Source organism: Streptomyces sp. NBC_00876, from assembly GCF_045207435.1.
Taxonomy (GTDB): Bacteria; Actinomycetota; Actinomycetes; order Streptomycetales; family Streptomycetaceae; genus Streptomyces.
Map to the genome: position 1 here is coordinate 4,292,159 of NZ_CP108800.1, position 11,195 is coordinate 4,303,353.

At 72.5% G+C, this 11,195-nt stretch carries 7 protein-coding genes and 2 tRNA genes; 4 read left to right on the forward strand and 5 right to left on the reverse strand.

Features of this window, described 5'->3' with window-relative positions:
- Positions 1–169: 169 nt before the first annotated feature.
- The gene (locus tag OG782_RS18875; protein ID WP_406452461.1) at positions 170–853 is read left to right on the forward strand and encodes a SigE family RNA polymerase sigma factor; all 684 of its coding nucleotides are present in this window, start codon (positions 170–172) and stop codon (positions 851–853) included.
- 175 nt (positions 854–1,028) lie between these two features.
- On the forward strand, positions 1,029–2,678 hold the full coding sequence (locus OG782_RS18880) for a long-chain fatty acid--CoA ligase (RefSeq protein WP_406452462.1): 1,650 nt from the start codon (positions 1,029–1,031) through the stop codon (positions 2,676–2,678).
- A gap of 96 nt (positions 2,679–2,774) precedes the next feature.
- Here the strand turns inward: OG782_RS18880 and OG782_RS18885 are convergent, their stop codons facing one another.
- Both OG782_RS18885 and OG782_RS18890 read right to left on the reverse strand, forming a co-directional pair.
- Entirely contained in the window at positions 2,775–7,199 is a 4,425-nt protein-coding gene (locus OG782_RS18885) for a PAS domain-containing protein (protein ID WP_406452464.1), read from the reverse strand.
- Between the two features lie 213 nt (positions 7,200–7,412).
- A complete protein-coding gene (locus OG782_RS18890; RefSeq protein WP_406452466.1) occupies positions 7,413–7,871 on the reverse strand; it encodes an SSI family serine proteinase inhibitor in 459 nt (152 codons plus the stop codon).
- A 227-nt stretch (positions 7,872–8,098) separates the two neighbouring features.
- Here OG782_RS18890 and OG782_RS18895 point away from each other — a divergent pair.
- Together OG782_RS18895 and OG782_RS18900 are read left to right on the forward strand one after the other, a co-directional pair.
- Positions 8,099–8,189: transfer RNA gene (locus OG782_RS18895), tRNA-Ser, on the forward strand.
- Positions 8,190–8,399: 210 nt separating this feature from the next.
- Positions 8,400–8,472, forward strand: a tRNA-Arg gene (locus OG782_RS18900).
- 51 nt (positions 8,473–8,523) lie between these two features.
- Here OG782_RS18900 and OG782_RS18905 read toward each other — a convergent pair.
- Genes OG782_RS18905 through OG782_RS18915 form a run of 3 tightly spaced genes read right to left on the reverse strand, consistent with a single transcriptional unit; the run spans position 8,524 to position 11,073 of the window.
- Entirely contained in the window at positions 8,524–9,279 is a 756-nt protein-coding gene (locus tag OG782_RS18905; protein ID WP_406452468.1) for a thioesterase II family protein, read from the reverse strand.
- A 22-nt stretch (positions 9,280–9,301) separates the two neighbouring features.
- Positions 9,302–9,496: an acyl-CoA carboxylase epsilon subunit gene (locus tag OG782_RS18910; RefSeq protein WP_406452470.1), complete on the reverse strand. Its 195-nt coding sequence runs from the start codon at positions 9,494–9,496 to the stop codon at positions 9,302–9,304.
- Positions 9,497–9,513: 17 nt separating this feature from the next.
- Positions 9,514–11,073 carry an acyl-CoA carboxylase subunit beta gene (locus tag OG782_RS18915; protein ID WP_406452472.1) on the reverse strand — a complete coding sequence of 520 codons (1,560 nt, stop codon included), beginning with the start codon at positions 11,071–11,073 and terminating at the stop codon, positions 9,514–9,516.
- Between the last annotated feature and the right edge of the window lie 122 nt (positions 11,074–11,195).

The window sequence follows — 11,195 nt, forward strand, 5'->3', positions numbered from 1 at the left end:
GAATGGCTCTGCGCCGGTGGTGTGTCCCCGAGGGGCGACCCTGAGTCCCGGAGGGCGGCCCCTCCACCTACAGGAGGTGGATGCGGCGCCGGTCCTACACCCTGAGGCGGACGTGGTTTCGGGACCTGGGGGCGATCCCCGGCGCAGTGCCCGCTCCTAGCGTGGAGGCATGACCACGCCAGTCTGCACGGGCACCTCCAGGGGAGCCGCTGCCACCGCCGGACACGCGCAGCACACCGCGCACGCGCCGCACGCATCGCCGGGCCCGCGCGCACCGCGCGCCTCGCTCGCCCCGTATGCGGCGCCGCGTACCCCGGCCACCGCGCGGACGTCCTACGGCGCGCGTGCGCCGTACGTCCCGTACCCGTCGTTCACGTCGTTCGTGAAGGCCCGCGGGCCGGTACTGCTGCGTACCGCCCGCTCGCTCACCGCGAACCCCAGCGACGCCGAGGACCTGCTGCAGACCGCGCTCACCAAGACGTACGTCGCCTGGGAGCGGATCGAGGACCACCGGGCCCTGGACGGGTACGTACGCCGGGCCCTGCTCAACACCCGGACCTCGCAGTGGCGCAAGCGCAAGGTCGACGAGTTCGCCTGCGAGGAGCTGCCCGAGCAGGAGGTGGTCCCGGGGCCCGACCCCGCCGAGAAGCAGTCGCTGCACGACGCGATGTGGCGCGCGGTGCTGAAGCTCCCGGACCGCCAGCGGGCCATGGTCGTCCTGCGCTACTACGAGGATCTCAGCGAGGCCCAGACCGCCGAGGTGCTCGGGGTGTCCGTCGGCACGGTCAAGAGCGCGGTGTCCCGGGCACTCGCCAAACTGCGGCAGGACCCGGAGCTGACACCGGTCCGCTGAGCCGGTCCCGGGCCGGGGACCCGAGGACGCTCGGACACTCGGGGACCCCGGCAGGGCGGGGTGATTTTTTCCGGACGACACCGATTCGTACTCCCGGAAGTAGTGACATACCGAGTGGTATGTGCGCAGAATCAGCGGAACCTTACTGCCGCGTAGCGCCCACCGGGAGGACGCCGTGCTCAGCACCATGCAGGACGTACCGCTGACTGTCACCCGCATCCTGACCCATGGGATGACCATCCACGGGAAGTCGCAGGTCACGACCTGGACCGGAGAGCCCGAGCCGCACCGGCGCAGCTTCGCCGAGATCGGCCGGCGGGCCACTCAGCTCGCCCACGCCCTGCGTGACGAGCTCGGTGTCGACGGGGACCAGCGGATCGCCACCCTGATGTGGAACAACGCCGAGCACGTGGAGGCGTACCTCGCCATCCCGTCGATGGGCGCCGTGCTCCACACCCTCAACCTCCGCCTCCCCGCCGAGCAGCTGGTCTGGGTCGTCAACCACGCCGACGACAAGGTCATCATCGTCAACGGCTCCGTGCTGCCGCTCCTGGCGCCGCTGCTCCCCCAGCTGACGTCGGTCGAGCACGTGGTCGTCGCGGGTCCCGGTGACCGTTCCGTCCTGGACGGCGCGGCGGTGCGGGTGCACGACTACGAGGAGCTGATCGCGGGCCGGCCCACCAGCTACGACTGGCCGGAGCTGGACGAACGCCAGGCCGCCGCCATGTGCTACACCTCCGGCACCACCGGGGACCCCAAGGGCGTCGTCTACTCCCACCGTTCGATCTACCTGCACTCCATGCAGGTCAACATGTCCGAGTCGATGGGCCTGACCGACAAGGACACCACCCTGGTGGTCGTCCCGCAGTTCCACGTCAACGCCTGGGGTCTGCCGCACGCCACGTTCATGTCCGGCGTCAACATGCTGATGCCGGACCGCTTTCTGCAGCCCGCCCCGCTCGCCGACATGATCGAGCGCGAGAGGCCGACCCACGCCGCCGCCGTCCCCACCATCTGGCAGGGGCTCCTCGCCGAGGTGACCGCCAACCCGCGCGACCTCACCTCCATGGCCAACGTCACCATCGGCGGCGCGGCCTGTCCGCCTTCCCTCATGGAGGCGTACGACAGGCTCGGCGTCCGCCTCTGCCACGCCTGGGGCATGACGGAGACCTCACCGCTCGGCACCATGGCCAACCCGCCCGCCGGACTGACCGCGGAGCAGGAGTGGCCCTACCGGGTCACGCAGGGCCGCTTCCCGGCCGGTGTCGAGGCGCGGCTGGTCGGCCCGGGCGGCGACCACCTGCCGTGGGACGGGGAGTCGGCCGGTGAGCTGGAGGTGCGCGGCGCCTGGATCGCCGGTGCCTACTACGGCGGCGCGGACGGCGAGGCACTGCGGCCGGCGGACAAGTTCAGCGAGGACGGCTGGCTGAAGACCGGGGATGTCGGCGTGATCAGCGACGACGGGTTCCTCACGCTCACCGACCGCGCCAAGGACGTCATCAAGTCCGGCGGCGAGTGGATCTCCAGCGTCGAACTCGAGAACGTACTGATGGCGCACCCGGATGTGGCCGAGGCTGCGGTCGTCGCCGTCCCGGACGAGAAGTGGGGCGAGCGCCCGCTGGCGACCGTCGTCCTCAAGGAGGGCGCCACCGCCGACTACGAGGCGCTGAAGTCGTTCCTGGCCGAGTCGGGCATCGCCAAGTGGCAGCTGCCGGAGCGCTGGTCGGTGATCCCGTCCGTACCGAAGACGAGCGTCGGGAAGTTCGACAAGAAGGTCATCCGAAAGCAGTACGCGCAGGGCGAGCTGGACATCACCCAGCTCTGAGCCGAGGGCCGTCCACGGCTCGTGGACATGGCGAGGGCGGTACGGATCACTCCCGTACCGCCCTCGCCGCCGTTGTGCTCCGCCGCCGCGAAGCGGTCAGTTCGTGCCGATCTTCGCGAGCAGGTCGACGATGCGGGACTGCACCTCGTCGCTCGTCGAGCGCTCCGCGAGGAAGAGCACGGTCTCGCCCGAGCTCAGCATCGGCAGGTCCGACCCGTTCATGTCGGCGGAGGTGTAGACGACCAGCGGGGTGCGGTTCAGCCGGCCGTTGGCGCGCAGCCAGTCGACGATCCCGGCCCGGCGGCGGCGTACCTGCATCAGGTCCATCACCACCAGGTTCGGCCGCATCCGGGTCGCGAGCGTCACGGCCTCGCTGTCCGTCGCGGCGCAGGCGACCTGCATGCCCCGGCGCTCCAGCGTCTGCGTCAGCGCCTGTGCGATGTCCTCGTGCTCCTCGATCAGCAGAACGCGGGGCGGATGCTGTTCGCTGTCGCGCGGGGCGAGTGCCTTCAGGAGTACGGCGGGGTCGGCGCCGTACGCCGCGTCCCGTGACGCCTGGCCCAGACCGGCCGTCACCAGGACCGGGACCTCGGCCGCCACCGCCGCCTGGCGCAGCGACTGCAGCGCCTTGCGGGTGATGGGGCCGGTCAGCGGGTCCACGAAGAGTGCGGCGGGGAACGCCGCGATCTGCGCGTCGACCTCCTCGCGCGAGTGCACGATCACCGGCCGGTAGCCGCGGTCGCTCAGTGCCTGCTGGGTGGAGACGTCGGGCGCCGGCCAGACGAGCAGGCGCCGCGGGTTGTCCAGCGGCTCGGGCGGCAGTTCGTCGTCGACGGGCTGCGGCGACGGGCGGTTGGCGACCTCGACCGCGCCGCCGGGTCCGTCCAGCGGCTCCGGTCCCTCGGCGCCCTCGTCGGGCGCCCCTATGGCGTACGCACGGCCTTCGGCCGCCGGAGCGGCGAGGAGCTGCCCCGAACCCTGGCCCTGCACGGTGCCGCCGGGGCCGGACTGCGGTGCGGCCGGCTGCGGTGCGGCGGCGGTCGGTGCCGGCAGGGCGGTGCGCTCGCGCTCGTCGTGGTCGCTCCCGGGCGGTGCGGCGAGCTTGCGGCGCCGGCCGGCGCTGCCGCCGCCGAGCGTCTGGTTCTGCTGGTGGGCGAGGTGCTGGGCGAACGGCACGCCCTGCCCGAGCGTCCGCACGCTGAACGCCCGCCCCTGCGTCGAGTCCGGCGACCCGGGCATGGGCGCCTCGGCGGGCAGCGGCTGCCTACGGGCGTCGGGACCGAGGGACAGAGCCCGCGGACGGCTGGAGTCGGGGGCGGCCTGGTCCGCGGGGCCCGCAGCGCTGTCGGGGCCGGCACCGCGGGCGTTCCCGGCCGTGGTCGTACCGGTGGTGTGCGTCGTACGGCCTGCCCCCGGCAGCTCCGGATCACCCTCGGGCGTTCCGGCCGGAGCGGCGGGGCCCTGACCGGATACGTCGTCCTGCCCCCAGCCGCCGGGCTGTGCGGGCGGCAACGGCTGGTCGGAGAGAACGGCCGGGCCGCCGGACTCCGCGGACGGACCGAAGGCCTCGTCCTGACCCGGCAGACCGAAGGCCTCGTCCTGCCCGGGCAGTGCGAAGGGCTCCTCCTGCCCCGGCAGCCCGAAGGCCTCGTCCTGCTGAGCTGGGTCGGAATGCCGGGCACGGCGCCGTCCGGTCGGTACCGGCTGCGCCTGCGACGGGACGGGGGCGTGCCCCTGGGACGGGACGGGGGCGTGCTCCTGAGACCGGACGGGGGCGTGCTCCTGAGACCGGACGGGGGCGTGCTCCTGAGACCGGACGGGGGCGTGCTCCTGAGACCGGACGGGGGCGTGCTCCTGCGCACCGGACGCGGTGTCGTGGCGTCCGGGCAGCGAGGCGTCCGCCTCACCGGCGGTCGGCGGCATCCGGTCGGCGTCGGCGGGCGGCAGCGCGAAAGGAACACGCGGACCCGTCTGCTCGGCCTGTGCGGCCCGGTCCTGGGCGGCCGACAGGGCGCGCCGGGCCCGCCGTCCGGACGGCTGCTGCGCCGGTGCGGGCATCTCCGGTGCCGGTGCCTGAGCGTCGGCCGGGGCCTGTCCCCGCATCCGGGGAGCGTCGTCGAAGTCGGAGTAGGCCGCGGGAACCCCGGACTCCACGGCGTTCGCGACGGCCGGAAGCGCCAGCCGCCCCTCCCCGGCCCGGTTCTCGACGGCGCGGTGCCCGCCGGCCGGTACCGGCATCTGCGCGTCGGCCGGAACGCCCTGCGGCGGCACGGTCTGTCCGCGCTGCGGGCGGCCACCGGCCCCCTGAGCGCCCTCGGCCGCTGTCACCACCGACCCCTCCGAGGGGGCGGCGGGAGGCAGCGCGAGGGCCTGCCCCGGTGCCTGCTGTCCGGCGGCGCCCTGAGCGCCACCCGTCTCCGCCGGGCTGGGCCGGCCGCGCCTGCGCCCGGAGCCCCCGCTCTGCGGGGCCGGAACGAGTCCGTGCGGGCCCGCGTCGTGCGCGACGGCGGCCGCATCCATGGAAATGGAATCGGAAGGGGAACCGGAAGGGGAAATGGAGCCGGAAGGGGAAGTGAAATCGGACCTGGGGTCGGTCACTGCCGCGGGTTCCCTGCGCGCGCGCCGCCGGCCGGTCGGCTCCGCCGCGCCGGTGTCCCCGTCGGCCGCCCCGGTGCCGTCGGAACCGCCCACCGGGCTCTCCAGGAAGGCGTCCGTGGAGGCCCTGCGCGCCCGGCGCCGCCCCCTGCCGCCCTCAGGAGCCGCCACGGCTCCCGACTCCCCGTGTCCCCCCTGGGCCTCAGGGTTCATCTGGGGAACCGGGGCCACCATCTCGGGAGCCACCGGCGGCATCACGGTGCCCGAGCCCGCGCCCAGCGGCACTTCGAGTACGTACGCGCTGCCGCTCATGCCCGGCATCTCGTGCGTCTGGAGCACACCGCCGTGCGCCCGCACGATCCCGCGCACGATCGGCTCGTGCACCGGGTCTCCCCCGGCGAACGGTCCGCGCACCTCGATCCGTACGACGTCACCGCGCTGCGCGGCTGCGACGACGACCGTCGAGTCGACGTAGCCGCCGCCCGGCACCAGCCGGGCCTTGCCGGTCGAATCGACCCCGGCGACGTCCGCGACGAGGTGGGCGAGCGCGGTCACCAGCCGTCCCGCGTCGACCTCGGCCTCGATGGGCGGCGCGTGCACCGCGAACTGGGCGCGGCCCGGACCGATCAGCTCGACCGCGGCATCGATACCGGCCGTCACCACACCGTCGAGCAGCACGTTCGTCTTGACGAGTGCCTCGGCGCCGCCGTCCAGACGCTGGTAGCTCAGTACGTTGTCGACGAGCGTCGTCATACGCGCGTAGCCCGCCGCCAGGTGGTGCAGGATCTGGTTGGCCTCGGGCCACAGCTGGCCCGCGGGGTCGGCGGCGAGCGTGGACAGTTCGCCGCGCAGCTCCTGGAGGGGCCCGCGCAGCGACTCGCCGAGCACGGCGGTCAGCTGGGTGTGCCGGGCGGACAGGTCCGCCAGCCGCTCGGCCTGCTCCTCCAGCTCGGAGGCGTACCGCTCGGTGCGGTCCGCCAGTTCGGCGGCGTGCTGCTCGGTCAGTCCGGTGACCTCGGTGGTGTGCCGCTGCGTCAGTTCCGTGACCTCGGCGGTGTGCCCGGCGGTCAGCTCGGCGACCTCGGTCCTGCGCTGCTCGTCGAGCTCCTCGTACGGGCGGCGGTCGGTGAACGTCATGACCGCGCCGACGAGCTGGTCGCCGTCGCGCACGGGCGCCGTGGTCAGGTCGACCGGCACCTGCGCACCGCTCTTGGACCACAGGACCTGCCCGCGCACCCGGTGCTTGCGCCCCGACTTGAGGGTGTCGGCGAGCGGCGATTCCTCGTACGGGAACGGATCGCCCTCGGCACGCGAGTGCAGGATCAGCGGATGCAGCTCCTGGCCGCCGAGGTCGCTGGCGCGGAAGCCCAGGATCTGCGCGGCGGCGGGGTTGACCAGGACGACCCGGCCGTCGGTGTCCGTGCCGACGACGCCCTCGGCCGCGGCGCGCAGGATCATCTCGGTCTGGCGCTGCGAGCGGGCCAGCTCGGCCTCGGTGTCGACGGTGCCCGACAGGTCGCGGACGACGAGCATCAGCAGCTCGTCACCCGTATAGCTGCCGCTGTAGGAGTTCTGGACGTCGTTGTACGCCGCCTGCCCGTCCTCCAGGCTGGCGCTCGTCACCTCGACGGGGTACTCGTTGCCGTCGGTACGCCGCGCGGTCATCCGCGTGGGCTTGGTACGGCCCCGCTCGTCCGCAGCCTCCGGCCTTCGCATCGATCCCGGGATCAGCTTGGAGTCGAACTCCGGCAGCAGATCCAGCAGTCCTCGGCCGACGAGCGCGGTGCCCGGCGTCTCGAACATTTCGAGGGCGATGGTGTTGGCGTTGACGACCGTGCCGTTGCAGTTGACGAGCAGAAGCCCGTCCGGCAGGGCGTCGAGTATGGCTGCGAGGCGAGCAGCGCCTCGGGATGGCCTGCTGCTCACGACGACGCTTCCTCCCTGATTACTGCACCTTGCCGACAGCGGGCCCCATCTTGCCCCTCGGGCCGCAGGCTGTCACTGGAGGAGTCTAAAGGCAGGGGAGGGGCATGGGGCGGCGGATGAGGGGGAGCTCTCACCAAGGTTCTGTACATACGGTGTACGACTCTGGCCCATTACGTGCCCCCTGGGCCGCCCCGCAACGGGTGCCGCCGCAGCTCACCGCACGTTCGGGAGCACCGGGCGCAGGCTGTTCCAGCGCCCGATCTCGCACCCGTTGGACCGGTCGAACGAGGAATCGATGCTTCGCCCCTGCCAGGTACCCGTGATCCGGGCGGTGGCCGGTCCGCCGAACTGCTGTGTGCACATCGCGTCCCGCGCCACCGGTGCGAACGGGTCCGCGCTCTCGCCCGGCAGCTGCGCCAGCCGGTCGCAGGCCTGCCGCGCGACCGGGTGGCTGCCGCCGGCCGGATCGCACTCCAGCTCATAGGTGCCGTCCGCCTCCGGGTTCCCCGACCCCGACACGACCACGGTCAGATGCGTGGAGCTGTCCTCGCCCTGGAGCACGGGCAGCGGCAGGGGGAGCGGGAGGGGGCCGGCCGCGGCCGTGGCCAGGGGTGCGGCGGCGGACAGTGCGGCGAGCGACACGACAGCGGTGAGGGCGAGGCGGCGCATCATGCGGGGCTCCTGTGGTCGTGCATGCCGTCGGCACCGGGCCGGCGGCGGAGGAAAACGACAGGGGCGGCGCCCCGGCATGACTAACGCTCCGCACGCCACGGCGTTGCGCAACCGCAGGCACTTTGCCCTCGTGGCCGACTGCCTAGTACCGTAGGCCGCGATTGGTGACACGGCGAGAAGCTGTGACATCATCTGCACGCACCACTCGCGCTCGCGCGGGGTGTGCTGGAGGCGTCGCCTAGTCCGGTCTATGGCGCCGCACTGCTAATGCGGTTTGGGTTTTAAAACCCATCGAGGGTTCAAATCCCTCCGCCTCCGCTTGATCACCGAAGCCCCGGGCCACTGGCCCGGGGCTTCGGTGGTTCCCGGGTGCGGGAGGGGGCTGGAGCGAGCCCGTTCGTGAGCGTGCCGAACCGGTGTCCTCGCAGCTCAGCGGGGGTGGGGCTAATGGATTTCGCGTCACGGCGCAGGTCATGTAATGTTGTTCTCGCAACGCCGACGGGGCAGAGAAAAGCCCCGGACGCACAAGCACTCGTAGCTTAACGGATAGAGCATCTGACTACGGATCAGAAGGTTGCAGGTTCGAATCCTGCCGAGTGCACAGCAGGCCAGAGGCCCCCAGGAGAAATCCTGGGGGCCTCTCGCGTATGCGCTACGCGAGGCGGGCGCGGATCAGTTCGATCACCTCGGCCGCGTGGTCGTTGAGGTAGAAGTGGCCGCCCGCGAAGGTGCGGAAGGAGCAGGGGCCGTCGGTGTGGGTGGTCCAGCCGTGGGCTTCCTCGGGGGTCACCTCGGGGTCGCTGTCTCCGGTGAGGACGACGACCGGGCAGGTCAGGGCCGGGCCCGGGCGGTAGCGGTAGGTTTCCGCGGCGCGGTAGTCGCCGCGGATGGCGGGGAGTACCGCGCGCAGCAGTTCCTCGTCGGCCAGGACCGCCGGGTCGGTGCCGTTCATCCGGCGGATCGTGGACAGGAGTTGCTCGTCGGGGGCGAGGTGGACCTGCTCGTTGTCGCGGTGACGGGACGGGGCCCGGCGTCCCGAGGCGAACAGGGCCGCCGGTGTGACGCCGGCCGCCTCCAGGCGCAGGGCCACCTCGAAGCTCAGCGTGGCGCCCAGGCTGTGGCCGAACAGGGCCACGGGGCGGTCGCACCAGGGAAGCATCTCGGCGGCCACCAGGTCGGCCAGGTCGCGTACGTCGGTCACGCAGGGTTCGGCGCGGCGGTCCTGGCGGCCCGGGTACTGCACGGCCACCACGTCGGCCGAGGGGGACAGGGAGCGGGAGACGGGGAAGAAGTAGCTCGCCGAGCCGCCCGCGTGGGGGAGGCAGAACAGTCGCACCGGGGCCTGTTCCGAGGGGTGGAAGCGGCGCAGCCAGGCGCTGGGGGCGCGCACGGTCGTGGTCGGGGTCATGGGTGGTCCTTACGTAGTCGGTTCACAGGGCGGGCCAGGTGCCGGGCGGGCGCCAGCCGCGTGCGGGGCCCCAGGTGGCCCGGGGCGGGGGCGGGGCCGGCGCCTCGTGGTCCCGGCCCCGGGTCGCGGAGAGGAGCACCAGGAGGACGGCGGCCAGTTCCGTGTCGTCCGGGGTGCCGCGCTCGATCGTCAGGTGTGGCCCGGCCGGCTCGCTCATCGCGGGTGCTCCTCATGTCAGAAGGGTGGGTTGCCGTGCTTGCGTTCCGGTAGCGGCACGTGTTTGGTCCGCAGGACGTCCAGTGCGTCGACCAGGACCTGGCGGGTGGTGGCCGGGTCGATGACGTCGTCGACCAGGCCGCGTTCGGCGGCGTAGTACGGGTGCATCAGCTCCTGGCGGTACTGCTTGACGCGCTGGGCGCGCGCCGCGTCCGGGTCGTCCGCGGCGGCGATCTCCCGGCGGAAGACGACGTTGGCGGCGCCTTCCGCACCCATCACCGCGATCTCGTTGGTGGGCCAGGCGAAGGACAGGTCCGCGCCGATGGAGCGGGAGTCCATGACGATGTACGCGCCGCCGTACGCCTTGCGCAGGATCATCTGGACCCGGGGGACGGTGGCCGAGCAGTACGCGTAGAGGAGTTTCGCGCCGTGCCGGATGACCCCGCTGTGTTCCTGGTCGCTGCCGGGCAGGAAGCCGGGGACGTCGACCAGGGTGACGAGCGGGATGCTGAAGGCGTCGCAGGTCTGCACGAACCGTGCCGCCTTCTCCGCCGCGTGGATGTCCAGTACGCCGGCGAGCGAGGCGGGCTGGTTGGCGACGATGCCCACCACATGGCCGTCGAGGCGGGCCAGACCGCAGATGATGTTGGTCGCCCAGTTGGCGTGGACCTCGAAGAGATCGGAGTCGTCGACGATCTCCTCGATCACGGCCCGCATGTCGTACGAGCGGTTCGGGTCGGCCGGCACGAGCCGCGACAGTGCGTCGCCGCGCCGGTCCGCCGGGTCCTGGCAGGGGACGTGGGGCGGCAGTTCGCGGTTGTTGGACGGCAGCAGCGACAGCAGGTGCCGTACGTCCTCGAGGCACTCCTCCTCGGTGTCGTACAGGAACGCGCTCGCGCCGGAGACCGTGGAGTGCACCTGGGCGCCGCCGAGGTCGTTGTGCGTGATCTTCTCGCCGGTCACCGCCTGCACCACGTCGGGGCCCGTGATGTACATCTGCGAGATGTCGCGCACCATGAACACGTAGTCCGTCAGGGCGGGGGAGTACGTCGCTCCGCCGGCGCACGGCCCGAGCATCACGCTGATCTGCGGGATCACGCCGGACGCGGCCACGTTGCGGCGGAAGATGCCGCCGTAGCCGGCGAGCGCGGTGACGCCCTCCTGGATACGGGCTCCCGCGCCGTCGCTGAGCGACACGAGCGGGGCCCCCGACGCCAGGGCGAGGTCCATCACCTTGTGGATCTTCTGCGCGTGCGCCTCGCCGAGCGAGCCGCCGAAGATCCGGAAGTCGTGCGCGTAGACGAACACCTTCCGGCCGTCCACCTTGCCCCAGCCGGTCACCACACCGTCGGTGTGCGGCCTGCGGTCCTCCAGTCCGAACCCCGAGGCCCGGTGCCTCCGCAGCTGTTCGATCTCCCGGAACGTCCCCGGATCGAACAGCAGGTTCAGCCGCTCGCGCACGGTCAGCTTGCCCCGTGCGTGCTGCGCCTCGGATGCGCTCGGGGAAGGGCCCAGCTCCACGGCCTCCTTGATCGCTTCTCGTTCGGCCACTCGGACACTGACATCGGCAACGGTCATGCTCCACCCGTCTCTTCGGCCATCGGGCCCGCCGATGGCGGCGCCCTGGGCAGTGCGTGCCATTGAAGGCGCCGGGGGCGTGCGCGGAGAACACCGACCACCCCCCTGACCGCTCCCCGGCC

Coding starts and splice junctions, on each gene's coding strand:
- OG782_RS18875 (WP_406452461.1), top strand. CDS start 170: ATGACCACGCCAGTCTGCACGGGCACCTCCAGGGGAGCCGCTGCCACC.
- OG782_RS18890 (WP_406452466.1), bottom strand. CDS start 7,871: ATGATGCGCCGCCTCGCCCTCACCGCTGTCGTGTCGCTCGCCGCACTG.
- OG782_RS18905 (WP_406452468.1), bottom strand. CDS start 9,279: ATGACCCCGACCACGACCGTGCGCGCCCCCAGCGCCTGGCTGCGCCGC.
- OG782_RS18910 (WP_406452470.1), bottom strand. CDS start 9,496: ATGAGCGAGCCGGCCGGGCCACACCTGACGATCGAGCGCGGCACCCCG.
- OG782_RS18915 (WP_406452472.1), bottom strand. CDS start 11,073: ATGACCGTTGCCGATGTCAGTGTCCGAGTGGCCGAACGAGAAGCGATC.